The organism is Mesorhizobium sp. WSM4836 (assembly GCF_055811815.1).
Genome location: NZ_JBVVQF010000020.1, coordinates 32,750 through 55,789, shown reverse-complemented (window position 1 = coordinate 55,789; position 23,040 = coordinate 32,750). Strand labels below are relative to the sequence as shown.

The 23,040-nt window shown below is 62.5% G+C and carries 23 protein-coding genes; 9 read left to right on the top strand and 14 right to left on the bottom strand.

Going from position 1 to position 23,040, the window contains the following annotated elements; translation table 11 throughout:
- Nucleotides 1-95 precede the first annotated feature (95 nt).
- From AC0L2P_RS22255 to AC0L2P_RS22245, 3 genes are all read right to left on the bottom strand, one after another.
- Nucleotides 96-695: a transglutaminase-like cysteine peptidase gene (locus AC0L2P_RS22255; protein WP_473504184.1), complete on the bottom strand. Its 600-nt coding sequence runs from the start codon at nt 693-695 to the stop codon at nt 96-98.
- Nucleotides 696-957: 262 nt separating this feature from the next.
- Nucleotides 958-1,575 (bottom strand): PilZ domain-containing protein, encoded by a 618-nt coding sequence (locus AC0L2P_RS22250; RefSeq protein ID WP_473504041.1) that lies wholly within the window; start codon nt 1,573-1,575, stop codon nt 958-960.
- 117 nt (nt 1,576-1,692) lie between these two features.
- Nucleotides 1,693-2,331 (bottom strand): PAS domain-containing protein, encoded by a 639-nt coding sequence (locus AC0L2P_RS22245; RefSeq protein ID WP_473504039.1) that lies wholly within the window; start codon nt 2,329-2,331, stop codon nt 1,693-1,695.
- Nucleotides 2,332-2,723: 392 nt separating this feature from the next.
- Between AC0L2P_RS22245 and AC0L2P_RS22240 the strand changes: the two genes are divergently transcribed.
- The 4 genes from AC0L2P_RS22240 (at nt 2,724) to AC0L2P_RS22225 (ending at nt 6,219) form a co-directional block, all read left to right on the top strand.
- Nucleotides 2,724-3,506, top strand: coding sequence for a rhomboid family intramembrane serine protease (locus tag AC0L2P_RS22240; protein WP_473504037.1), 783 nt, complete (start codon nt 2,724-2,726; stop codon nt 3,504-3,506).
- A 100-nt stretch (nt 3,507-3,606) separates the two neighbouring features.
- A complete protein-coding gene (locus AC0L2P_RS22235; RefSeq protein WP_023717464.1) occupies nt 3,607-4,038 on the top strand; it encodes a CBS domain-containing protein in 432 nt (143 codons plus the stop codon).
- 191 nt (nt 4,039-4,229) lie between these two features.
- A complete protein-coding gene (gene gatB, locus AC0L2P_RS22230) occupies nt 4,230-5,729 on the top strand; it encodes an Asp-tRNA(Asn)/Glu-tRNA(Gln) amidotransferase subunit GatB (RefSeq protein WP_473504035.1) in 1,500 nt (499 codons plus the stop codon).
- A gap of 1 nt (nt 5,730) precedes the next feature.
- Complete coding sequence (locus tag AC0L2P_RS22225; RefSeq protein ID WP_473504033.1) at nt 5,731-6,219, top strand: GNAT family N-acetyltransferase; 489 nt, start codon at nt 5,731-5,733, stop codon at nt 6,217-6,219.
- A gap of 16 nt (nt 6,220-6,235) precedes the next feature.
- On the opposite strand, the gene AC0L2P_RS22220 is transcribed toward AC0L2P_RS22225, so the two are convergent.
- The 4 genes from AC0L2P_RS22220 to AC0L2P_RS22205 form a co-directional block, all read right to left on the bottom strand.
- Nucleotides 6,236-6,409, bottom strand: a complete 174-nt coding sequence (locus AC0L2P_RS22220) for a hypothetical protein (protein ID WP_473504031.1) — start codon at nt 6,407-6,409, stop codon at nt 6,236-6,238.
- Nucleotides 6,410-6,688: 279 nt separating this feature from the next.
- A complete protein-coding gene (locus tag AC0L2P_RS22215; protein WP_473504029.1) occupies nt 6,689-6,988 on the bottom strand; it encodes a hypothetical protein in 300 nt (99 codons plus the stop codon).
- A 94-nt stretch (nt 6,989-7,082) separates the two neighbouring features.
- Nucleotides 7,083-8,483 (bottom strand): ArnT family glycosyltransferase, encoded by a 1,401-nt coding sequence (locus tag AC0L2P_RS22210; RefSeq protein WP_473504027.1) that lies wholly within the window; start codon nt 8,481-8,483, stop codon nt 7,083-7,085.
- Between the two features lie 206 nt (nt 8,484-8,689).
- Nucleotides 8,690-9,850 (bottom strand): helix-turn-helix transcriptional regulator, encoded by a 1,161-nt coding sequence (locus AC0L2P_RS22205; protein ID WP_473504025.1) that lies wholly within the window; start codon nt 9,848-9,850, stop codon nt 8,690-8,692.
- Nucleotides 9,851-10,107: 257 nt separating this feature from the next.
- On the opposite strand from AC0L2P_RS22205, the gene AC0L2P_RS22200 reads away from it, so the two are divergent.
- The 3 genes from AC0L2P_RS22200 (at nt 10,108) to AC0L2P_RS22190 (ending at nt 11,600) form a co-directional block, all read left to right on the top strand.
- Nucleotides 10,108-10,506 carry an NADH:ubiquinone oxidoreductase subunit NDUFA12 gene (locus tag AC0L2P_RS22200; RefSeq protein WP_023674818.1) on the top strand — a complete coding sequence of 133 codons (399 nt, stop codon included), beginning with the start codon at nt 10,108-10,110 and terminating at the stop codon, nt 10,504-10,506.
- Nucleotides 10,507-10,659: 153 nt separating this feature from the next.
- Entirely contained in the window at nt 10,660-11,142 is a 483-nt protein-coding gene (locus tag AC0L2P_RS22195) for a DUF2155 domain-containing protein (RefSeq protein WP_473504023.1), read from the top strand.
- An 89-nt stretch (nt 11,143-11,231) separates the two neighbouring features.
- Nucleotides 11,232-11,600 carry a hypothetical protein gene (locus tag AC0L2P_RS22190; RefSeq protein WP_473504182.1) on the top strand — a complete coding sequence of 123 codons (369 nt, stop codon included), beginning with the start codon at nt 11,232-11,234 and terminating at the stop codon, nt 11,598-11,600.
- Between the two features lie 83 nt (nt 11,601-11,683).
- On the opposite strand, the gene aat is transcribed toward AC0L2P_RS22190, so the two are convergent.
- The 6 genes from aat to AC0L2P_RS22160 all read right to left on the bottom strand — a co-directional run bounded on the left by aat (nt 11,684) and on the right by AC0L2P_RS22160 (nt 17,030).
- A complete protein-coding gene (aat, locus tag AC0L2P_RS22185) occupies nt 11,684-12,301 on the bottom strand; it encodes a leucyl/phenylalanyl-tRNA--protein transferase (RefSeq protein ID WP_292662502.1) in 618 nt (205 codons plus the stop codon).
- Between the two features lie 15 nt (nt 12,302-12,316).
- On the bottom strand, nt 12,317-13,660 hold the full coding sequence (gene accC, locus AC0L2P_RS22180; RefSeq protein ID WP_473504021.1) for an acetyl-CoA carboxylase biotin carboxylase subunit: 1,344 nt from the start codon (nt 13,658-13,660) through the stop codon (nt 12,317-12,319).
- Nucleotides 13,661-13,679: 19 nt separating this feature from the next.
- Nucleotides 13,680-14,138: an acetyl-CoA carboxylase biotin carboxyl carrier protein gene (gene accB / locus AC0L2P_RS22175; protein ID WP_473504019.1), complete on the bottom strand. Its 459-nt coding sequence runs from the start codon at nt 14,136-14,138 to the stop codon at nt 13,680-13,682.
- 26 nt (nt 14,139-14,164) lie between these two features.
- Entirely contained in the window at nt 14,165-14,599 is a 435-nt protein-coding gene (gene aroQ, locus AC0L2P_RS22170; protein ID WP_031211260.1) for a type II 3-dehydroquinate dehydratase, read from the bottom strand.
- Nucleotides 14,600-14,761: 162 nt separating this feature from the next.
- Nucleotides 14,762-15,565, bottom strand: a complete 804-nt coding sequence (locus AC0L2P_RS22165) for a DsbA family protein (protein WP_473504017.1) — start codon at nt 15,563-15,565, stop codon at nt 14,762-14,764.
- A 70-nt stretch (nt 15,566-15,635) separates the two neighbouring features.
- Nucleotides 15,636-17,030, bottom strand: a complete 1,395-nt coding sequence (locus AC0L2P_RS22160) for a M48 family metalloprotease (RefSeq protein WP_473504015.1) — start codon at nt 17,028-17,030, stop codon at nt 15,636-15,638.
- Nucleotides 17,031-17,175: 145 nt separating this feature from the next.
- On the opposite strand from AC0L2P_RS22160, the gene AC0L2P_RS22155 reads away from it, so the two are divergent.
- Entirely contained in the window at nt 17,176-18,324 is a 1,149-nt protein-coding gene (locus AC0L2P_RS22155; RefSeq protein WP_473504013.1) for a pyridoxal phosphate-dependent aminotransferase, read from the top strand.
- A gap of 11 nt (nt 18,325-18,335) precedes the next feature.
- Entirely contained in the window at nt 18,336-19,301 is a 966-nt protein-coding gene (locus AC0L2P_RS22150; RefSeq protein WP_473504011.1) for a glutaminase, read from the top strand.
- A 97-nt stretch (nt 19,302-19,398) separates the two neighbouring features.
- Here AC0L2P_RS22150 and AC0L2P_RS22145 read toward each other — a convergent pair whose 3' ends face one another.
- Nucleotides 19,399-22,389 (bottom strand): Rne/Rng family ribonuclease, encoded by a 2,991-nt coding sequence (locus tag AC0L2P_RS22145; RefSeq protein ID WP_473504009.1) that lies wholly within the window; start codon nt 22,387-22,389, stop codon nt 19,399-19,401.
- Nucleotides 22,390-23,040 lie beyond the last annotated feature (651 nt).

Sequence of the window (23,040 nt, the reverse complement as noted above, 5' to 3'; positions counted from 1 at the left end):
CTGGGGGCGCCGGCCGGGGGGCGGGGCGGGGCATATACCCGCGGGGGGGGGGGGTGGGGGGGGGGGGGCAGTCGACCGGGTTTTGCGTCGCGTCCTCAGCGGACGCTGGCGACCGCGTCGGAGCGGCCGTCGTTGATCGTCACCCAGGCGCCGGAATTCCGCTCGGATTGGCGCTTCAGGTAGGTGTAGCCGGTATTAGTCCAGGACAGCACTTTGGGCTGGAGATTGTCGAGAATGAACTCGCCAAGGCTGGTGCGCACGGTCAGCACCGCATGGCCGTCGCCATTGCGCTGGCGCACCACCGTCATCAGCAGATCGCCGGTCGGCACGCCGATGCTCATCAGCTCGCGGCGCTTTTCCAGCGCATAATCCTCGCAGTCGCCGAAGCCATTATTGGGAAAGGACCAGACTTCCTCCTTGCCCCACATTTCCATGTCGGTGCGCGGCGCGACCTTGCTGTTGACCGCATTGTTGATCGTGATGATCGCCGCCCACAGCTTGCGGGTGAGTTCGACCGGTGCCTGGCCAGGCGTCCTCTGATTGCATTCCCGCGGAAGCTGCCGGCACAATTCGTAGTGACCGACCGGCTGCGTGGTGCGGCCGCCAGTGTGCATGAAGGCCGGCTCCGCCGCGTTTGCAATCCCCCAGCCGAAAAGCTGCATCGCTATTGCCGCCAGCAACAGCTTGCCCCTCATCCTGTTCATTATTCAGTCTCCCCGTTTAAGGAGACAATGACACGGCCGGATTTATTTGACGCAAAAGCGCGAAGTAGATATTAAGTAAAACGCCAATAGAATAAACATAAAATTTAACGCAATTGAGTATAGAATTGTTTAAGCATTCCAGCCGGGTATATTCCCATGCTTCGTCGCACCGTTCGAACAGCTAGGATGGCAGGACAGAGGGGGGCGCGAAGGATCGCCAGCCTCTCTTCCCGATGGCGCTAAGGCTTCCGCGTTAGCCGCGCGACGAGCTGAATTCGGTATCGAGCGTTTCCGGCCGCTGGATGACGGCGAACTCGATGGCGACGCCATCTTCGAAATGGCGCACCACTTGGCCGCGCATGGTGCCCAGCATCACCTGGACGCCGATGGCCGGTTTGACGTCGATCTCGATTGCCGCGCCAGACAGCGACAGGTCGATGATGCGGCACTGGTACTGCCGTCCGTCGGCAAGCTGCAGCACGCTCGTCGGGTTGCGCGGTGCGACGCGTTCATGGCGGCGGTCTTCCGGCAGGTCGAGCTCGTGCTTGTTGGCAAGCCAGGTCAGTTGCGCGGCGAGCTTGTCCCTCTTGCGCTCCGACGCGATGACGGTCATCGCAAAGCCATCCTGCAGGGTGCGCGTGATGACGCCTTCGATGCGGCCGATATGATCGATATAGGCAATGACCTTTTCGCCAGCCAGGCCGGCGCGCTCGGTGCGCAGCGAAACGTTGCCGGGCGACATGTCGACCACCTGGCAGGGATGTTCGGTGCGGTCTTCCAGCATGAAGCGTCCGTAAATTTTCACGCGGACGCGCTGAAAGTTACGCCTTTCAGCTTGGGACGGCGCATGGTCGACCGCCGCTGACCTCATGACTGCCATACCCCGTTCGGCATTCCGCGCATGGATGCGGGGAATTTCAGCGGAAAACTACAACAAAGCAGGTTAACAAAGGGGAAAGGCCGGCGCTGTTGCTTTAAGCTTTTGCCATCATTCCTCGCGTCCGCCGTCGAAGACGACCAGGTGACGGATGCGGCGGGCCTGGCCGAGCGCCGAAATCGTTTCGGGCGGGTCGAATTCCGACGGGGCGAGCGAGGGAACCTCTATCGCCGGCCGGTTCTTCAGGAACATCGGCTCCTTGTCGGGATCGACGACACGGATCGAATCGATCAACGCGTCGAGAACCGGGTCGGCGCCCAGCCAGAAGGGCTTTTCGACCGCGGTTATCACGCCGAGGCAGCGCGGGCTCTCGGCCCCGCCGTCGAGCGGCAGCGCGAGCAGTTCGAACCTGTTGGAGCGACCATTGCGGCTGAAACCCTCATAGGTCATGAGCATCACCGATTTCAGGTCGAAGACGCCGTCGGTCAGCTTCGAAATCAGCCGCTGGTCCTTCTCGCGCCACAGCGAAGGGAATGAAAACCCCTTGAGTTCCCGGCCATAAACCGCGCAGAGCCTGGTGCCGGCGAGCCGGAACACAGCTTCGCCGCGCGTGTCCTTTTCCAGGATGAACGTGTCGGCCAGCAGCGACTTGATGTCGGCCGGTTCGACTTCCGAGCGTTTCGGGGCAGGGCGTCCGTCACGCAACCGGTTCCAATAATGGAACAGCGTGATCGATCCGGTCTGGTTCATGCTAATGCTGCTCCGCGCATTCTGTCTTCTGATGTCCCATCGGTGAACAGAAGGACGCCCTCCGAAGACCTACATGCGTTGCGGAGCAGGATGCGTGCCAGTATCGTTCATACTTGTTCACGGGTCGGGGCGGTTAAGGTTAACAACTGGTTTACGTTGCCTGCCTGCCAGCCCTGTGGCACACCAAAACCACTCCAGAAGCGGTCGTTTTGCGACGATCGGCAGCACTTCAGTCAAGAGTTCAGGGGGAGCAAGGGGGCTCGACCAGCCGTTCAAGGGAAACCTTGGACGGCTTCTTTCTTGATTCGGCGCTGCTGATTCGCCGTTTGTGATTCGGTTGGCCGTGATCTACATGCTCGCGAAGTCCAACCTAGCGACTGAGTGCAAGCCATATGAACGACCCAGAAAGCCCACCGGAGATCGAGCAGGGCGACGATGGGCCTGTCGCCCGCGAACCGGAGCAGCGCCGCGAGCCGGTGTTCAATCTGCCGTCCGTGGTGCTGGCGATGATCGGCATCTGCGTCGCGGTCCATCTGATCCGGGTCTATTGGCTGACCGACGACCAGGATTTCGAACTGCTTGTTCGGGCTGCCTTTGTGCCGATCCGGTATTCCGGCCGCTTCGACCTGGATTTCTTCGCGTTTTTGAGCCCTTTCACTTATGCCTTCCTGCATGGCGGCTTTGCCCATCTTGGCATCAACATGGTGTGGCTCGCGGCCTTCGGCTCACCGCTGGCCAACCGCTTCGGCGCGCTGCGCTTCAGCCTGTTTTTCGCTGCGACCGGACTGGCGGCGGTGGCGCTGTTCTGGGCCATGCATCCGCTTGGCGAGACGCCGCTGGTCGGCGCCTCCGGCGCGATTTCCGGCATGATGGGCGCGGCGGCGCGCTACGGCTTCCGTATCGATCGCTCGTCGGGCAAGGCCGCCTTCGCCGGCCAGCCTTTGCCGATGGCGGCGGTGCTGCACTCGCGCGGCGTCGTCAGCTTTCTCGCCATGTGGATGGTGATCAACCTCGCGACCGGCCTCTTCGGCCTGGCGCCCGGCATTGACGGCCAGATCGCCTGGGAAGCCCATATTGGCGGCTTTCTTGCCGGCTTCTTCGGCCTGCGGTTTTTTGATCCCCCAAAGCAGGAGCACGAGCAGACGCCCCGGCAGGCGGACGAGCCGGAGACCTGAGACCTCCGCACTTGAAATGCAGCCGATCGCGGCGCACCATGTTCATCCCAGGGAAAGCCGGCCAGGACAGGAGCCGGCAGGAAATGCAGAGGAGGACGCCATGACTGTTAAGGCAATTCTCGAGGCAAAAGGCCACGACGTGGTGACGCTCGGGCCGAACGAAAAGCTCAGCGAAGCCATCCGCATGCTTTCCGAACACAGGATCGGCGCGCTGGTCATTACCAACGGCGATCACAAGATCGTCGGCATTCTTTCCGAGCGCGATGTGGTGCGGGTTCTCGCTAAGGAGGGGGCCGCGGCGCTCGACCTCGCCATCCGCTCGGCGATGACGCCCAAGGTGAAGATCTGCAATGAGAACCACACCGTCAACGAGGTCATGGAGATCATGACCAAGGGCCGCTTCCGCCATCTGCCGGTGGAAAAGAACGGACTGCTCGACGGCATCGTGTCGATCGGCGACGTGGTCAAGCGGCGCATCGAGGATGTCGAGCGCGAGGCCGAGGAGATCAGGGCCTACATCGCCACGGCATGAGGCGACGGCCGCCGGGTTGCCGGCCATTGAATTTTTTCAAGCTGCTATAGCAGTCCATCGCGGCAGGTGCGGGCCTGTGCCGCGTCGGCGCCTGCGGCTTTGCGCTTGTCTCTTTTGGCGGTTTGCACTAGCGAAGTTGCACATCAAAATATGCGTTCTCGCATATCCGCAATTTCAATATGCAGGCCCTTATGAGCATTATCGACACCCGCACGCCCGACGCCAAGCGCCTGGTTCCCGGCGCCACCGGTGACTGGGAGATCATCATCGGCCTCGAGGTCCATGCGCAGGTGACCTCGCAGGCAAAGCTGTTTTCCGGCGCCTCGACCATTTTCGGCGCCGTACCCAATGCCAATGTCAGCCTGGTCGACGCGGCGATGCCCGGCATGCTGCCGGTCATCAACGAGGAATGTGTCAAGCAGGCGATCCGTACCGGGCTGGGCCTGAAGGCTGAGATCAACCACAAATCGGTTTTCGACAGGAAAAACTATTTCTATCCCGACCTGCCGCAGGGCTACCAGATCTCGCAGTTCAAGCAGCCGATCGTCGGCGAGGGCAAGGTGATCGTGTCGGTCGGCCCGGACCGGCAGGGCGAATTCGAGGACATCGAGGTCGGCATCGAGCGCTTGCACCTCGAGCAGGATGCCGGCAAGTCGATGCACGACCAGCATGCGACGATGTCCTACGTTGATCTCAACCGCTCCGGCGTGGCGCTGATGGAGATCGTCTCCAAGCCGGATATGCGCTCCGCCGATGAAGCCAAGGCCTATGTCACCAAGCTGCGCACCATCGTGCGCTATCTCGGCACGTGCGACGGCAATATGGACGAAGGCTCGCTGCGCGCCGACGTCAACGTCTCGGTGCGCCGGCCCGGCGGCGAATTCGGCACGCGCTGCGAGATCAAGAACGTCAACTCGATCCGTTTCATCGGCCAGGCCATCGACTATGAGGCGCGCCGCCAGATTGCCATCCTCGAGGACGGCGGCAGGATCGAACAGGAAACGCGGCTGTTCGACCCTAACAAGGGCGAGACACGCTCGATGCGCTCCAAGGAAGAAGCGCACGACTACCGCTATTTCCCCGATCCCGACCTCCTGCCGCTGGAATTCGACCAGGCCTATGTCGACGCGCTGGCAAAGGACCTGCCGGAACTTCCCGACACCAAGAAAGCGCGGCTGATCACCTCGCTTGGCCTGTCGACCTACGATGCCTCAATCCTGGTTTCGGAAAAGGCGATTGCCGATTATTTCGAGAAGGTAGCGGCCGGGCGCGACGGCAAGCTCGCCGCCAACTGGGTCATCAACGACCTCCTGGGGGCCTTGAACAAGGCCGGCAAGGGTATTGAAAACGCTCCTGTTTCGCCCGACCAGCTCGGCGCGGTCATCGACCTGATCAAGGAAGGCACCATCTCCGGCAAGATCGCCAAGGATCTGTTCGAGATCGTCTGGAACGAGGGCGGCGATCCACGCCAGCTGGTCGAAAGCCGCGGCATGAAGCAGGTCACCGATACCGGCGCCATCGAAAAGGCGGTGGACGAGGTGATCGCAGCCAACCCGGATAAGGTCGAACAGGCGCGCGCCAAGCCGACCATGGCCGGCTGGTTCGTCGGCCAGGTGATGAAGGCGACCGGCGGCAAGGCCAATCCGCAGGCGGTCAACGAGCTGGTCAAGGCCAGGCTGGGAATCGAGTAGGATGTTCGTCCGCACCACCGGCGAGCGCGATCTGGCGGCAGTGCGCGCCCTGCTGATCGAGACATGGCATGCCACCTATGACGCCATCTACGGCGCGGCGCGGGTCACCGAAATCACCGATGAATGGCATTCGATCGCCGCGCTCAAAGCACGGCTGACGCGGCCGAACTCGGAGTTCCTGCTCGCCGACGACGGCAAAAGCATCGGCGGCATGGCTTTCGCCGCCGCCACCACGGATGCTGGGATCGTCATGCTGAACCAGCTTTACGTGCATCCGGCCTGGCAGAGGCAAGGCATCGGCCAAGCGCTGCTGGACGAGATCGAGGCCAGCTTTCCGGAGGCCCGGACGTTGCGCGTCGAGGTCGAGGAAGCAAATGCTCCGGCCATCGCCTTTTATCGCGCGAGAGGGTTCTTGCCCGCCGGCAACACGGCTGATTGCGGCGGCGCCTCAGGATTGCCGGCGCTGGTTTTGGAGAAGGCGATCGGCTAGCTCGTTCGCTTGGCGCTTAGTTGCGTTTCTCCGGCAGGTTTGAGCAGCCGGCAGCGAGAAGCTCGCACGGCAGGCTGCCGCCGCCGCCCGACGTGTGCGAGGGCGTGGCGGCTTCGATCTTTTCGACCTCGTAATATTTCGAGGTGACGCCCCATTTGTTTGACGCCCTGGCAGGTCGAGCGCACGCCAACCTCCGTCGCCTTCGCCGCCGTCTTGTAATAGGTGGTGATCCGGCAGGATTGGCTGACCGGCAGTGCGTTCGTCGGGCTCGTGACCGGCGACGGCCTTGGCTTGCGCCAGGTTGCGGACTGTGTTGGTGATCAGGAACACGCCGAGTTCGCTGGAAACCACCCTCCGGCTAGACAGCAGCATTTGTCCGATGGCGGTTCATCGCCCGCACGGGGAATGAACCGCGAAAACATCGGGCGGGCCCAGCGGCGTCGAGCCGCCGTCCTTTCTGATTGGATGGCTACTGCTTCACCACGCCTTTGGTTGTCGCTTTCGGCGCGATGACCTTGGGCTTGGGGGTTTTCGGGCCTGGATCGACTATCAGGGCGGCCGTGCAGGAGCATTTGCCCGAACCGCAGTTCAGGTCGTCCTTACACATTTTGGAATGCCGCATGTCGGTGCAGTCGGCGGTCCCTGAGCAGGAGCAACTGCCTTGCCCAATCGCTCCGGACTGACATTTGAAGCTCCATGCCGGATCGGCGGCAAGGCCGGCCACCGCGAGCGATAAGACAAAAAGCGTCGTCGAGATAAGCTTGCGCATGAATACCTCCCGGTTCTATCGACCGATTGAACCAGCAAGCAGAAACGCCTTCATCTCCCGCGCGGGAGATGAACTCGCATACCGGTGACGATCGTCAATGCTGTCCCTTCAGCACGACGAGATAACCGCGTTCGACGCGAAGCCGGAACGCGATTTGCCCTGCGGTGCCCGGATCTTTGGAAACTTTGTCGACGACATAGCCGCTGGGATGCGAGCCAAGCCATTCTTCCGGGTTGTCGGTGCTTTCGAATGGCTTTTGCAACCGGGCCAGGAAGCCGACTTCGCCTTGATAGTCGAAAGCCACGGCCCAGTCCGCATCCTTTCGCTCCTCGATGAAGTTGGCGAGCGGCGTCAGGTCATAGCGTTTGAACGCGGTTGCCGATGCAGCCGCGTGGCCGATGCCGAAAATGACAAGCATGACGACGGCCGAGCTTTTCAGCCTGGCGAGCGGGATCTCCGCCATGAAATAGCCGAACAGGATGACTATGAACGGCAACATCGGCACGACATAGTGGGGCTGCTTGCCGGATATCGCGCTGAACACCAGAAACACGGCAACGAACGAGAACGACAGCAGGCGCAAGGCGCGCAGATCCGGCGACTTCGTCTCGATCAGGCTGCGTATCCGCGTGCGCAGCTTCAACCGCCACACCTCGGGTATGAAGATCCACGGTATGAACATGACTGGCAGCAGCAGCAGATAGAAATAGAACGGCCGGCCGTGCGAATTGCGCAAATTCCCGGTGACGCGCCCCGCCGACTGATTCCAGACGAGATCGTAGACGAAATTGCCCTTTGTCAGGATGGTGGCCGGCATCAGCCAGATCGCCACCGGAATTAGCGCGGCGAGCACTGCCACGCCCACTCCGGCGAAGAAGTTCGGCGTCGTCAGTCCCGCCCGTCGGTCGCGCCAGGACGGGTAGAACAGGATTGGCGCGCCGATATGGATCAGCACCACCGGCCCTTTCGTCAGCACGCCCATGCCGATGAACAGCCCGGCCAGAACGGCCTGCCAGCGGTTGCCGCTGCGGGCAAAGGCAATCAACGACAACAGCGCCGCGAGCACAAAAACCGTCAGCAACAGGTCGAACAGGATGAGCGTCGAATAGATGACGAACACGCTGCTTCCGGCGACCAGCCAGGGGATGCGCCGCGCGATGTCATCGCGGCCCGGAAACAGGGTCTTTGCCAACGCCGTCGTCAGCCAGATGACGAGCGAGGAGGCGGCGAAGATGACCAGCATCGCCGCCGGCCGGCTGGCGCCGAAAATATTCCAGACAAGGTCGATAAGCCAAAACAGCAGTGGCGGCTTCTGCAGATAGGGCGCGAAATTCATCGTCGGGACAAAGATCTGTCCGCTCAGATACATTTCCCAGGTGACGCTGAGATATCGCGTTTCGTCGACGGGCAGCAGGGGCCGGAAAGCGACCGCAATTGCAATCAGCCCAAGCAAAAAAAGGTAGGGGAGCAGCCGCTCGGTAGATGTCGGTGTCAAAGATCGAGATCCGCGCCAGAAACCATTTTCTTCCAGCCGAGCATAGTGCCGCGTTTCTGGACCGCTAACGACCGCACCATGATTTTGGCCGAATTGCAACGATGCCGGTTTCGTTTCGCAGATTTTGCGGAGGATGTTTCTAAAGGCTTGGAAAACTTACGGGCCGGGCCTTTGGGCCGCTGCCGGTCAGGGGAACCCAGCGCAAATCAGCTGGAGCGTAACGGCGGCGACAATTCGCGCATCAACAGTTCGAGCTCGCGCTGATCGCCGGTACCGGTCTTGTCGAAGATCGTCGCCAGCTGCGACTTGACGGTGCCGTCCGAGACGCCGCCGGCCGCGGCGATTTCCTTTCGCGTCAGGCCGGCGGCTACGTGACCGGCGCCTCGCCTTTCTGCCGCGGTCAGTCCGAACAGCGCTGCAATGGCGTCCAGCGCCGGGATTGGTGCCGAACCGGCCGCGGCGATGAAGATCGCTGCGGCGGCGCGCTGCGAGATGCGCGCCGAGATTTCACGCCGCGCCAGCGGCATCACATGGGCCACCGCCGGAACGGCCGCTCTGGCCAGGGGAATGTTGATGCCGCAAGGTCCGAGCGCGAATTCGTCGCGCATGCCGAGCTGGACGGCACGGCCGATCGCAGCATTGGCGTTGGCATAGGTGAAGGAAAGCTGGCCGCGCACGCAAGCAACCGAAATGTTTTCGGCAAGCAGCGCTTCGGCTGACGGATTGGCGAAGATGATGGTCATGTCTTCGGCGACGATCAGCACCGGATGATCGAGGCTTTCGATGATGGAGCGGAAGATTTCGGCTTTGCGCCGCACGGCTTCGAACAGGTCGCCGATGGTCACCGCGCGCCGCCCATGCGGCGCCAGCAAACAGACAAGCTCGAGATCCTCGCGGGAAATCTGGCGCCTGTCCTTGTCGGTCACCACCATCAGTGTGCCGATCCGGGTCGGCCGCTTCATCAACGTCACCCAGAAGAAATCGTCCAGTCGGTTGGGTTGCACCCATTCGCGCACGATGCGGCTTTCGAGCCATCTCTGTCGCGTATCCGGGCCTTGCAGGGCGTAGATCGAATCGACGGTGAACGGCACGTCGATCTCCATCTTGGGAACCGCCGCATAGAACGGCACTTGCGAGCCGTAGTCATGCTTCAACGGCTCAAGAACTGCGGGATCGCCGCAGGACACCGAAAACCGCGCGGAACTGCTGATCGTGTCGATGACGGCGAGCATGGCAAGCTGGCCTTCCGCCAGGTTGCAGATGGCCTCGAGTGTCGCCTGCCAGCGGTCGACGTCGGCAATCGAATCGTAGATCGCCTCAACGACCTGCGGCAATGCGCGACCGGCCGTGCCCGCCAGCGATGACATGAGCCCCTCTCATTTGCCTTCCTCGAGGCAACGAAGCATCAACTGCTAGAATAACGCTGCGTAAGGTCGCCAACAACCCATTTCATCTGCTTCGGACGACCGCGAAAATCGCATGAATGTATCGCTTGCCGCCAGCCATTTGCTTGCCGGTTGCGGCAAGACCCTTGCCTTCGCAATGCCGTGACGCCATAAGCAGGAACAGGCGCCGCCGCAGCCGCCGCGAGGACTTTCCACAAGGACTTGCCACGAGGATTTGGATGAAAACTTTCCTTCTGCAGTTTTTCACCTGGTGGAACAGCCAGACATTGGGAACGCGCTTCCATACCTGGCGGCATGGCAAGAAGGTCGGGCAGGACGAGGTCGGCAACGTCTACTATGAGGGCGGCGTCGATTCGGAAGGCCGCACCCGCCGCTGGGTCATCTACCGTGACTATTCGGAAGCCTCGGCGATTCCGCCCGGCTGGCATGGCTGGATCCATCACCGTGTCGACGTTGCGCCGCCAAGCGAAGACTACAAGCCACGCGACTGGCAAAAGCCGCATGTGCCGAACCTCACCGGCAGCCCCGCAGCCTATCGCCCGAAGGGCTCGGTGCTGACCAACCAGCATCGCCCGCAGGTGACGGGGGATTACGACGCCTGGACGCCTGGTTCGTGATCGATCGCCGCGACACGCGCGCGGTCCCCAAGGCGGTTCCCAGTGGGGCGGTCCTTTGTCGCCACAATTGCTGTTTAGCTGTTTGCCGATCCGACAGCAGCAACTAGCCTTGGCGTTAAGAGAATCACCCGGGCGCAAACCACCGGACCTCGCATGAGCATGTTCAGCCGAATTTTGACGGGCGGATTAACCGCGGTCGTTCTCGCTTCTATTGTGCCGCTTGCTGCTGCGCAGGAATTGGCACCGCCTGAACCGGACGCGTCGGTGGCGCCTGCAGCACCCGCAGTATCCGAGCGCATCACCAATCCCGTGGCTGAATTCGCCGGCATCGACAAGATCACCGGCCGTATCATCACCTTCGATGTTTATATCGACGAGACGGTGCAGTTCGGCGCTTTGCAGGTGACGCCGCGCATCTGCTATTCGCGACCGGAAAACGAAGAGCCGAAGACGGATTCGTTCGTCGAGGTCGACGAGATCACGCTCGACCGGAAAATACGCCGTATCTTCACCGGCTGGATGTTTGCCGAAAGCCCCGGGATCAACGCCGTCGAGCATGCCGTCTATGATATCTGGCTGAAGGGGTGCAAGCAGAAGTCCGACGTGCCGGCACCGGCTGCCCCTAAAACCAACTAGAATCTGTCTGTGCGGCGGCGGATTCTGCGTCTTGCGGAACCGCCGTGTTGCCCGAGCGTTGGTGCCTCTCTACGGAGGAGGTTGCCATGATGATGGCCAACAAGAACGAACTTCTCGACATCGAAAGGGGATTCTGGAGCGGCGACGCCGATTATTTCAAGGCCAATGCCGATACCGAATGCCTGGTGGCCTTCCCCCAGATGGCACGGGTGATGAACAACACCGATCTCGCCGCAACTGCCACGGACCCGAACCGCTGGCGCGATCTCGACATCGACCTCAAGGGCATCATCGAGCCGGGCAGCGACATTGTCATGCTGACCTACGAGGCGCGTGCGACCCGGCAAAATGGCGAAGCCTATGCGGCACTGGTCAGCACTGGCTATGTCCATCGCGTCAATGGCTGGAAAATGATGTTCCACGCACAGACGCCGCTGGCGACGGCAGCAAAAGGCTGACCGGCCGCTAGAGCAATTCCAGGAAGAGTGTAAACGGTTTCCGTCCGGAATTGCGTTTCTGTAAAACGATGAACCATTCCAGGTTATGGAAAAAACACGGCCTCGCCCTTCAGCGCCTCGGCCAGCATCTTCTCGTACTTGCCGCGCGGCACGTCGATTGCGCCGAAGCGTTTGAGATGCTCGGTGGTGAACTGCGTATCGAGCAGCGCAAAGCCGCGCGCCTTCAGCCGTTCGACGAGGTGAACCAGGCAGGCCTTTGACGCGTCGGTCTCCCTGGCGAACATGCTCTCGCCGAAGAACACGCGGCCGAGCGATACGCCGTAGAGCCCGCCGACCAACCGGTCGTCGTGCCAGGCTTCGACCGAATGGCAATGGCCCATCCGATGCAGCTCGATATAGGCTTCGCGGATCGGCGCGTTGATCCAGGTCGATCGCCGTTCCTCGCGCCTTTCGGCGCAGGCCTCGATCGTCGCCTCGAAATCGAAATCGATGCGGAACTCGAACAGGTTCTTGCGGATCGTCTTTCTCAGGCTTTTCGGGATGTGAAACCCGTCGAGCGGAATGATGCCGCGCGTCTCCGGCCGGACCCAGAACACTTCGGGGTCATTGGCGCTTTCGGCCATCGGGAAGACGCCGGAGGCATAGGCTTTGAGCAAAAGGTCGGTCGGGATGCGATAACCGGGTGCGTAGGGACGGGTCATCGCTTCGCCCCTGTATCACTCGCCTTCGGCCAGGTATTTTTCCAGCCAATGGATGTCGTAGTCGCCATTGGCGATGTCGGCGTTGCCAACGAGGTCGCGAAACAGTGGCAGCGTCGTCTTGATGCCGTCGACGACGAATTCGTCGAGCGCGCGCCGCAGCCGCATCATGCACTCGACGCGGTTGCGGCCGTGCACGATCAGCTTGCCGATCAGGCTGTCGTAGTAGGGCGGGATCTTGTAGCCGGAATAGACGCCGGAATCGACGCGGATGCCGAGGCCGCCCGGCGTGTGGAAGTGGGTGATGGTGCCCGGCGAGGGGGTGAAGGTGCGCGGATCCTCGGCATTGATACGGCATTCGATGGCATGACCTTGGAAGCGGATATCTTCCTGGCGCACCGAAAGCCCGCCGCCCGAGGCGACGCGGATCTGCTCGTGCACGAGGTCGATGCCGGTGATGGCTTCGGTCACCGGATGCTCGACCTGCAGGCGCGTGTTCATCTCGATGAAATAGAACCCGCCGTCCTCATAGAGGAATTCGATGGTGCCGGCGCCGGAATAGCCGAGATCGGCGATCGCCCTAGCGCAAACGCCGCCAATATGGGCGCGCTCCTCGGCATTGAGAGCCGGCGAGGGCGCTTCTTCCCAGACCTTCTGGTGGCGGCGCTGCAGCGAGCAGTCGCGTTCGCCGAAATGCACGCCGCGCCCAGCGCCGTCGCCGAACACCTGCACTTCGATATGGCGCGGCTTCTGCAGATATTTCTCGATATAGACGGCGTCGTCGCCGAAGGCTGCACCCGCCTCCGAGCGTGCCGTCTGCAGCGCCACCTCGAGGTCTGCCTCGCTACGCGCCACTTTCATGCCGCGCCCGCCGCCGCCGGCCGACGCCTTGATGATCACGGGGTAGCCGATCGCGGCGGCAATGCGCTTGGCTTCCTTGTCCTCGGTGACCGCGCCGTCGGAGCCGGGCACCACGGGAATACCGAGGCGTTTTGCGGTGCGCTTGGCCTCGATCTTGTCGCCCATGATGCGAATATGGTCGCCGGTCGGGCCGATGAAGGTGATGTTGTGCGCGGCGAGGATGTCGGCGAACTTGGCGTTCTCCGACAGAAAACCGTAGCCGGGATGCACCGCGTCGGCGCCGGTGATCTCGCAGGCGGCAACGATCTGGTGGATGTTGAGATAGCTGTCGCGCGACGGCGGCGGGCCGATGCAGACGCTCTCGTCGGCGAGACGCACATGCATGGCGTCGGCGTCGGCGGTCGAATGCACCACCACCGTCTGGATGCCGAGCTCCTTGCAGGCGCGTAGCACCCTGAGGGCAATTTCGCCGCGATTGGCGATGAGAATTTTCTGGAACATCTTTCGCCTGTTCCCGGCTCTACTCGATCACAACGAGCGGCATGCCATATTCGACCGGCTGCGCATCTTCAAACAGGATCGCCGTCACCGTGCCGGCGCGCGGCGAGGGGATCTGGTTCATCGTCTTCATTGCTTCGATGATCAGCAGCGTCTGGCCTTCCTTGACCTTCTGGCCGATTTCGATGAACGGCCTGGCGTCGGGCGACGGCGCCAGATAGGCGGTGCCGACCATCGGCGAGGCGACGGCGTTCTTCGACACGTCGGGCGTCGCCGGCGCGGCCGCTGCCGCGGGCTGCGCGGCTGCCGGCGCATAGGCCGGCTGAGCTGCGGCGACCGCTTGGACGGCCGGCGCCTGCCGCGAGACGCGCACCTTCAGATCGCCCAGCTCGACCTCGATCTCGGTCAGGTTGGTGTCGTTCAGTATGCCAGCCAGATCGCGGATCAGCTGCTGGTCAACACCGTTCTTCTTTATCGACATCTTCGAGCCTTCTGTTTGTTGGCCGGTCATAGGCGTGCAGCCAGCGCCTGCAGCGCCAGCGTGTAGCCGAGCGGCCCGAACCCGCAGATCATGCCGACGGCGACCGGCGCGACCATGGAGACGTGGCGGAATGGCTCCCGCGCGTGGATGTTGGAGAGATGCACCTCAGCGACCGGCAGCGGCGCGACAGCGCGGATGGCATCGTGAATGGCGATCGAGGTATGGCCGTAGGCGCCCGGATTGATGACGATCGCGGCGGCCTTGTCGGCGGCCTCCTGGATCCAGTCGACGAGGTCGCCCTCATGGTTCGACTGGCGGAAATCGATCTCAAGCCCAAGTGCGGCACCCGCCTGCTTGCAGTCGTCGGCGATCGCGGCAAGCGTCTTGCCGCCATAGATGCCCGGCTCGCGCTTGCCGAGCGCGTTTAGATTGGGGCCGTTCAGGACGAAAACCGTTTTCAAAAAATGCCGACCTTTCCCGGCGCGGCTAAGCCGGCGCGCCGGACCCTCTATAATGGGCATAGACGCTGGCGAAAAGAGCGCAAGTGCGTTCTTTCGCCGTCCACAACAGCCGGAAAACGGCCCGTGCCGGAAACCCGCAGCCTAATCGAACCCGAACGCTGATCAGAGCGCGGCCTTCGCCGCCTCGATCTTTTCGGCCAGCACTTCCTGGCCAAGCGCGCCGAACACCACCTCGTTGCCGACGACATAGGACGGCGTTCCGGTGATGGCGAGCTTGGTGGCGAGGTCATAGGTCTTGGAGAAGGCCTCGGTGATGCTCGGGTCCTTCATCTTTTCGCGCAACGCCGCCTCGTCGGCGCCGAGCGACAGCGCCACCTTGATTGCCGCCGCCTCGGTGGCGCGCCCCTGGCCGCCGAGCAGCGCATTGTGGAATTCGCCGTATTTCTCCGGCTTCATCAAATGGAAGGCCATCGAGACGACGCTCGCCTTCTGCGAATCCGGGCCGAGGATCGGGAACTCCTTGAGCACGAAACGCAGGTCTGGATCGGCCTTGGTCAGCGCGCGCATGTCATCGATGGCACGTTTGCAGTAGCCGCAATTGTAATCGTAGAACTCGACGATGGTAATTTTGCCGTTCGGGTTACCGACAACACCGTCAAAGGAGGAATTGAAGATCTGCTCCTTGGCGTCTTTGATGACGCCGAGACTGGCGACGCGCTGTTCTTCCTTCTGCTTGGCCTCGAGTGCCTGCTGGGCCTCCAGAAGCACTTCTGGGTTCTTCAGGAGATAGTCGCGGACGATGCCTTCGACTTCGGTGCGGTCGAGCTTGGTACCCGAGGACGCCGTCTGGGCAAGCTGCGCGGTGCCGGCCTTTGCCGTCTGCGGATTTCCGGCGACGAAGCCGAACGCCAGCATGGCGAGAGCCGCTGCCACTCCGGTAGTGCCCAGCAGAATTGCCTTGGTCATGTTCCTCGATCCTCTTGCCTGTGTTCGGGTCCGCTCGGTTTGGCTGTGTCGCAGCCTGCGTCCGAAAGGTTCACTTCTTCTTACCTGATGGTGCGTAGTTTATTATGTCCTGCGCGCGAAGCCACCCCGGCTCACCCCGCTTCATACTCTGCTGCGCGCGCATGGCGAAGATTTTCGCATTCTTGTAGTCGCCGGAATAGAAATGCCCTTCGGCCGTCGCAAGCTCGGCCGCCGGGATGTTGCCGAGTTCCCCATAGGCCTGTGCCAGATAGCGGTATCCGGCGGCGTTTTCGCGGTCCCGTCCCAAGCCAGTGTTGATCTGCGCCACCGCCTTCTTCAGCGAATCCGGCGTGCCGATGGCCATCAGCGCCTGGCCATAAGAGACCGGCAGCAGCCCGGATCGCGCAGGATCGAGGCTGACCGCCTTGGCATAGGCGTCCGCAGCATCCTTCGGCCTGTTCGCCTTCATCAGGATATCGCCGCGCAATTCCTGGAAATAGGGGTTTTTCGGCTGTTCCTTGATCAGCGCGTTGGTCTTGGTGAGCGCCGACGCCAGATTGCCGAAAAGATAGGTCATCTGCGCGTCGCCATAGCGCGAGGCGAGGCTGCCAGGGTTCTTGCGCATCAATCGCGACGCCGCCGCCTGGCCTTGCATGTAGGCGGCGATCTTGATGCGCATCATGTCGTGGCGCTGCTGCAGTGCCGGTGGGTCGAGCTTGTCGACGGAAGGGCTCTGCTTCACCAGCACTTCGAGATTGGCGATACGCTCCTGCGGCATCGGATGGCTGATCCTGTAGGGATCGACTTGGGCGCCCGAGAGCGATAATGCGTTTTGGAAACGGTTGAATGTCTTCAGCATGCCCATGCCGGATTGGCCCGTGGCGTTGAGATAGGTGATCGCCGAGCGGTCGGCGGTCATCTCTTCGGTGCGCTGATAGGCGAGGATGCTGCGTTGCGCCATCTCGCCGCCGCCGGCCATCACGCCCATGCCGGCCCCGGCAAGGCCGCGGGTATTGCTGGTGGCGCCGGCCACCATGGCGCCGGCGCCAAGCAGTGTCGCCAGGATTGCCATTGTCTTGGCGCGCTCGAGCTGTTCGCGCAACTTTTGCTGGTGTCCGCCGGCGATATGGCCGGCCTCGTGGGCGATGACCCCGATGATCTCGTTGGGCGTTTCGGCCGTCATCAGCGCGCCGGTGTTGATGAACAGGCGACGGCCGGCAACAAAGGCGTTGAAGCTCTGGTCATTGACCAGCACGATGTTGATGGCGTCGCCCGATAGGCCGGCCGCCTTGAAGATCGGCCGCGCGTAATCGCGCACCAGCGCCTCGATCTCGGCATCGCGCACCACCGGCACATTCTGCGCAAACGCGCTGACCGAGCCGGCGATGGCGACCACCGCGGCAAGCGAGAGCGTCGCGAGGGCGCGCGCTGTCCTGGCGATCGTCGATTTGGGTCGGCTCAACATGGCAGGTCCACTGGTAGACGAGTGGGCGAAGGATGAAAAGTCGGCAGCCTAAACTTACCGAACTTGTGATCCCCACACCAATCGGGCATTTGTGCGGCGCGGCCAGCATGGCCGGCACATGCGGACAAGTGTGGTGGATTAAGAAATGGTTGTTTCGCTTTCGCGCCGCGGCGCGGTCGAACCGTTCCACGCCATGGACATCCTGGCCGAGGCGAATCGGTTGAAGGCCAAGGGTCTGGCGGTCATTTCCATGGCCGTCGGCCAGCCTTCCGATCCGGCGCCGGCCGGGGTTCGCGAAGCGGCGGCCAATGCCCTGAAAGCAGGCCGCATCGGCTATACCGACGCGCTGGGCCTCGCCGATCTGCGCAAGGCGATCGCAGCGCATTATGGCGAGCATTACGGGCTTGACGTTTCGTCCGAGCGGATAGCCGTCACCACCGGATCGTCGGCTGCGTTCAATCTCGCTTTCCTGGCAATGTTCGATCCGGGCGACCGCGTCGCCATCGCTGCGCCCGGCTATCCTGCCTATCGCAACATCATGGCCGCGCTCGGCATCGAGATCGCCGAGATCGAGCTCGACGGCTCCGCCTATCTCCATGCCGAACACCTGCAAGCCGCGCACCGCGAAAAACCGCTGAAGGGCGTGCTGTTCGCCAGCCCGGCCAACCCGACCGGCGCGGTCATTCCCGCCGGCGATCTCGAGGCGCTGGTCGAGACGGCGCAAGAGCTCGGCATCGCCGTGATCTCGGACGAAATCTACCACCGGCTGGCCTATGCGGCGCCCGACACGACCGCGCTTTCTTTCGGCGCGGATGTGACGGCGATCAATTCCTTCTCGAAATATTATTGCATGACCGGCTGGCGCATCGGCTGGATGGTGCTGCCGCAGGAACTGGTGCGGCCAGTCGAGCGCATAGCGCAGAGCCTCTACATCTCGCCGCCCGAACTATCCCAGATTGCCGCGATCGAGGCGTTCAAGGCGACGGCAGAGCTGGAAGCGGTGAAGGCGCGTTATGCCTGGAACCGCGAGCTCCTGATGCAACGCCTGCCGGAGCTCGGCTTTGCTTTGGCCGCGCCCATGGACGGCGCGTTCTACGCTTTCTGCGACGTCACCAAGCACAGCAATGACAGCATGGCGTTTGCGCGCCGGATGCTGGCCGAGGCGCATGTGGCGGCAACGCCGGGCCGCGATTTCGATCCGCTGCAAGGCCATCGCACGATGCGCTTTTCGTATGCCGGCAGCCACGACGACATGGTCGAGGCGATGGCGCGCATCGAACGCTGGCTGAAGTAGCGGGGCTGACGATGCCAGAGCTTGAACAGGCGCCTCAACTTGAACAGGCGCCCCAACTCGAACATGCGTTGCGCGAGGTCGCTGCCGAAATGGCGGAGCGTACCGATCGTGGCGACGTCGCCAGCTATATTCCCCAACTCGGCAAGATCGATCCGAAAAAATTCGGCATTGCCGCGGTGACCAATGACGGCCGCGTGCTGACCGCGGGCGATGCCGACGAGGCGTTTTCGATCCAGAGCATCTCAAAGGTGTTCACGCTGACGCTGGCGCTCGGCAATGTCGGCGATGCGCTATGGCAGCGGGTCGGGCGCGAGCCGTCGGGCAACCCGTTCAACTCGATCGTCCAGCTCGAACATGAGAACGGCATTCCGCGCAATCCGTTCATCAATGCCGGCGCCATCGTCGTTTCCGACATCCTGCTCGCCGGCCATCAGCCGCGCGAGGCGATCGGCGAGATCCTGCGCTTCATCCAGTTCCTGGCCGATGACGACACGATCATCATCGACCGCGAGGTCGCGGCGTCCGAACGTGCCACCGGCTTTCGCAATTTCGCGCTTGCCAATTACATGAAGTCGTTCGGCAATCTCCACCATGCGCCGGAGCTGGCGCTGGGCGTTTATTTCCATCATTGCGCTATCGCCATGAGCTGCCGGCAACTGGCCCTGGCCGGCCGCTTCCTCGCCAATGGCGGCAAGAACCCGGCAACCGGGCATTCCGTCGTCTCGGCCGAGCGCGCCCGCCGCATCGGTGCGATGATGCTGACCTGCGGCCACTATGACGGGTCGGGCGACTTCGCTTTCCGCGTCGGCATTCCCGGTAAGAGCGGCGTCGGCGGCGGCATATTGGGCATCGTGCCGGGCGTCGCCTCGCTTGCCGTGTGGTCGCCTGGCCTTAATGCCAACGGCAATTCCAGGCTGGGCTCGATCGCGCTGGAAAAACTGGCGAAGATGATGAACTGGTCGATCTTCGCGCCATAGCGCCTGTCGCCTGAATTGGGACAAAAGAATCCCGCGCTGCCGATCGGCTGCGCGGGATTTTCTTTAATCAGAAAGTCTGGCTAATGCACGGAAAGGCTTAGAAAAAGCCCTTCCGTTGCCACCAGCCGGCACGCTTTGGCTTGTCCTCGGCCTTTGCTTCCTCGGTCTTTGCCTCGTCGGGGACGATCGAGGAGACTACCGGCACGACCGGAGCATCCACCGGTACGGGCTTGCGCCGCGACGGCCGGACTTTCGGCGGTTCCTCGACAGCCGCCACTTCAGTCTCCTGCGAAACCGGCGCAGCGGTCTCGCCGGACGCCACCGATGCCGCCTCGGCAGCCGATGTCTCGGCGCCCGCAATCTCGGCAACTGCTTCCGCGGCAACCTTCTTCGGCTTGGCAGCACGGCGCGGCTTCTTCGGCTTTTCGGCGCTCGGCATGTCGTCGTTCGCCGGAGCAAGCACCGCAAGCTCTTCGGCCGGCGGCGCACCTTCCGGCTCGCTGGTCACGGGCTCTGCTTCCGACACGGCACCTTCAGTCACGCCGGCTGGCTCGCCGGCGTTGGCTTCGACACTATCCTCGCCGTCTTCACGGCGATTGCGCTTGCCGCCGCGCTTGCCGCGCCGGCGCTTCTTGCCGTGACCGTCGTCCGCCGCTTCCGCCGTTTCGGCAACACCGGCCGGCGCTTCACGTTCCGCTTCGGCGGCTTGGCCGCCCGCGGCTACCAAGGCATCGTCTGTCGGCACCGAAACGGAAGCACCTTCCACGGCAGCGCCATGCTCGCGATCCCCGTGTTCACGATCCCCATGTTCACGATCCCCATGTTCACGATCCTTGCCGCCGCGCCGTCTGCGGCGCTTGCGGCGCTTGCGGTCGCGGCCTTCGCCTTCCTCGCCGGACCTTGGCTGCTGCGGCTGCTGGGCAGGGCGTGGCTGCTCGGCTTGCACCGGTGCCTCGTCTTCCTCCTCGACGACGATCTCGTCCTCGGGTTCTTCCGGCTCGACATAGGCCGGGAACGTGCGCGCTTCGACAAAGCCTTCCGGCTTTTCGGCCAGCGCACCGCGGAAGATGGCATAGTGTTGTGCACCGACCGCGTCATCGGCTTCGATGGTGATGGTCACGCCGAAGCGGTGCTCGAATTCCACCAGCGTGCCGCGCTTGTGATTGAGCACATAGAGCGCGGTCGCCGCCGGCGTCCGCACCGTGATGTGGCTGCGCGAATCCTTGAGCAGGAATTCCTCGATCGCCCGCACCACCATCAGCGCGACCGATGAATCGGAGCGCACATGGCCGGTGCCGCCGCAATGCGGGCAAGGCTTCATCGTCGATTCCAGCACGCTGGCACGGATGCGCTGGCGCGACATCTCCATCAGGCCGAAATGCGAGATGCGGCCGACCTGGATACGGGCGCGGTCGTTCTTGAGGTGATCCTTCAGCCGCTTCTCGACGGAGCGGTTGTTGCGGTTCTCCTCCATGTCGATGAAGTCGATGACGATCAGGCCGGCGAGATCGCGCAGCCTCAATTGCCGGGCGACTTCCTCGGCGGCTTCCAGATTGGTGTGAAGTGCGGTGTCCTCGATCGAGTGCTCCTTGGTGGACCGGCCCGAATTGACGTCGATGGCGACCAGCGCTTCCGTCTGGTTGATGATGATGTAGCCGCCGCTCTTGAGCGTCACCTGCGGCTGCAGCATGCGGTCGAGCTGCGCTTCGATGCCGTTGCGCACAAAGATCGGCGTCGTGTCGCGGAACGGCTGAACCACCTTGGCGTGGCTCGGCATCAGCATGCGCATGAAGTCCTTGGCCTCGCGGTAGCCTTCTTCGCCGGAAACCAGGATCTCGTCGATATCCTTGTTGTAGAGGTCGCGCACCGAGCGCTTGATCAGGCTGCCTTCCTCGTAAACCAGGGCAGGGGCCGTGGATTGGAGCGTCAGATTGCGGACGTTTTCCCAAAGCCGCATCAAATATTCGTAATCGCGCTTGATCTCTGCCTTGGTGCGGCTCTCGCCGGCCGTGCGCAGGATGACACCCATGCCTTGCGGCACTTCGAGATCGGCGACCACTTCCTTCAGCCGCTTGCGGTCCTGCGCGTTGGTGATCTTGCGCGAAATGCCGCCGCCGCGCGCCGTATTCGGCATCAGCACCGAATAGCGGCCGGCCAGCGACAGATAGGTGGTCAGCGCCGCACCCTTGTTGCCGCGCTCTTCCTTGACGACCTGCACCAGCAGGATCTGCCGGCGCTTGATCACTTCCTGGATCTTGTACTGGCGGCGCACCGGCTTGCGGCGGTTGCGCACTTCTTCCAGCGCGTCCTCGGCGCCGACCGATTCGACATCGTGATCGTCCGGATGCGAGGATTGCACCTCTTCCAGCATGCCGCGGTCATTGTCTTCGGAGGTTGCCTCGCCGCTGGTTTCGGCCCCACTTATCTCGACTTGCGGGACGGCTTCCGAGACTACGTCGGCATCGACGCTGGCAGCGATGGAACCGGAACCGCTTTCGGACGGCTCGGTCTCGCCGCGATCGGCGACTTCATCGCTCTGTCCGGCGACACCCTCGCTCTGTCCAGCAACATCGGACCCAGCAATGTCGGGCATGGTTTCGCCGTTGTCGGCAGCAGTATCCAGATTTTCTGCGACGGCATCTTCGCCGTTCTCGCCATTCTCGGCGTCGGCCGCTCCTGCTTCGCGCCTGTGCTCGCCGCGGTCGCGGCTCTTGCCGCCGCGCCGGCGTCCGCGCTTGGCACGATCGCGGCTCTGGCGGTCCTCGCCTTCGGCGGCTTCCTCGTCCTCTTCGTCCTGGGCTTCCTGTGCTTCCGCACGCAGCAGCGCCTGACGGTCGGCGACCGGAATCTGGTAGTAGTCGGGATGTATTTCACTGAAGGCGAGGAAACCGTGACGGTTGCCGCCATATTCGACAAAGGCTGCCTGAAGGGAAGGTTCGACGCGCGTTACGCGGGCGAGATAGATGTTTCCTTTGAGCTGCTTCTTGTCCTGGGATTCAAAGTCGAATTCTTCAATACGGTTACCGCGAACGACGACAACGCGTGTTTCCTCCGGGTGGGAGGCGTCTATCAGCATTTTGTTGGGCATTATTTCGTTTCCCCCCGGCAGCCGTCGGCCGCAGCTTGCGGGGCAATGCCCGCTGCCGTGGACCTGGAACATGGGTGCCGGATAATTGTACGTCCGCCGGCCGCTGCCTGAGCGCCATGGCGGTGCCGCCCGCAGCCGTAGTGGCGCGGTTTGTTGCGGACCTTTCCATGATTGCGCTTGAAGCCATCGTCACCAGCAGAACCTTTTGAACCAAAGCCCGGGAAAAACCGGACCAGCTTGTTTGCTCATACAGAGCCGGCACGGGACAATCCCGGCCGTTTTGCTCACGCAGGCGATTCCCCCGCCACGGGAGCACGCCAGCGAAAATCGTCGCGATCACCGATGCCTTCTTCGCCTGAAGCGAAAGGAGCCGTCTTGCGTCTGACCTGTAGCAGGAAGCTGCGGAGGAGGACGGTTCCAGGATTGCAGTGATCCACCATCGCTTTTATGATTTGGCGGGTTGGAAGGCAACCCCGATTCCCGATGCCGGCAAAAAGCCGTTCCGCAGCGGAAGCCCCGGTCCCAAGCCTTCCATGAAAAGGCTTGGTTAACCTTCTCTGGATACCAATCGTTAATCGAGTTCGCGGCCTGCCGGCACTTTGACAAGCAATGGGGCCATTTCGACAAGCGATCGGGCATGACGCCAAACGG

Bases quoted from the DNA above. Each gene is read 5' to 3' on its own strand.
- AC0L2P_RS22225 (WP_473504033.1), top strand. From the start codon at position 5,731: ATGTTCGTCCGCACCACCGGCGAGCGCGATCTGGCGGCAGTGCGCGCC.
- AC0L2P_RS22190 (WP_473504182.1), top strand. From the start codon at position 11,232: ATGATGGCCAACAAGAACGAACTTCTCGACATCGAAAGGGGATTCTGG.
- AC0L2P_RS22240 (WP_473504037.1), top strand. From the start codon at position 2,724: ATGAACGACCCAGAAAGCCCACCGGAGATCGAGCAGGGCGACGATGGG.
- AC0L2P_RS22215 (WP_473504029.1), bottom strand. From the start codon at position 6,988: ATGCGCAAGCTTATCTCGACGACGCTTTTTGTCTTATCGCTCGCGGTG.
- AC0L2P_RS22160 (WP_473504015.1), bottom strand. From the start codon at position 17,030: ATGTTGAGCCGACCCAAATCGACGATCGCCAGGACAGCGCGCGCCCTC.
- AC0L2P_RS22235 (WP_023717464.1), top strand. From the start codon at position 3,607: ATGACTGTTAAGGCAATTCTCGAGGCAAAAGGCCACGACGTGGTGACG.
- AC0L2P_RS22250 (WP_473504041.1), bottom strand. From the start codon at position 1,575: ATGAGGTCAGCGGCGGTCGACCATGCGCCGTCCCAAGCTGAAAGGCGT.
- accB (WP_473504019.1), bottom strand. From the start codon at position 14,138: ATGTCGATAAAGAAGAACGGTGTTGACCAGCAGCTGATCCGCGATCTG.
- AC0L2P_RS22245 (WP_473504039.1), bottom strand. From the start codon at position 2,331: ATGAACCAGACCGGATCGATCACGCTGTTCCATTATTGGAACCGGTTG.
- AC0L2P_RS22150 (WP_473504011.1), top strand. From the start codon at position 18,336: ATGCCAGAGCTTGAACAGGCGCCTCAACTTGAACAGGCGCCCCAACTC.
- aat (WP_292662502.1), bottom strand. From the start codon at position 12,301: ATGACCCGTCCCTACGCACCCGGTTATCGCATCCCGACCGACCTTTTG.
- gatB (WP_473504035.1), top strand. From the start codon at position 4,230: ATGAGCATTATCGACACCCGCACGCCCGACGCCAAGCGCCTGGTTCCC.
- AC0L2P_RS22155 (WP_473504013.1), top strand. From the start codon at position 17,176: ATGGTTGTTTCGCTTTCGCGCCGCGGCGCGGTCGAACCGTTCCACGCC.
- AC0L2P_RS22165 (WP_473504017.1), bottom strand. From the start codon at position 15,565: ATGACCAAGGCAATTCTGCTGGGCACTACCGGAGTGGCAGCGGCTCTC.
- AC0L2P_RS22195 (WP_473504023.1), top strand. From the start codon at position 10,660: ATGAGCATGTTCAGCCGAATTTTGACGGGCGGATTAACCGCGGTCGTT.
- AC0L2P_RS22145 (WP_473504009.1), bottom strand. From the start codon at position 22,389: ATGCCCAACAAAATGCTGATAGACGCCTCCCACCCGGAGGAAACACGC.
- AC0L2P_RS22205 (WP_473504025.1), bottom strand. From the start codon at position 9,850: ATGTCATCGCTGGCGGGCACGGCCGGTCGCGCATTGCCGCAGGTCGTT.
- accC (WP_473504021.1), bottom strand. From the start codon at position 13,660: ATGTTCCAGAAAATTCTCATCGCCAATCGCGGCGAAATTGCCCTCAGG.
- AC0L2P_RS22200 (WP_023674818.1), top strand. From the start codon at position 10,108: ATGAAAACTTTCCTTCTGCAGTTTTTCACCTGGTGGAACAGCCAGACA.
- AC0L2P_RS22255 (WP_473504184.1), bottom strand. From the start codon at position 695: ATGAGGGGCAAGCTGTTGCTGGCGGCAATAGCGATGCAGCTTTTCGGC.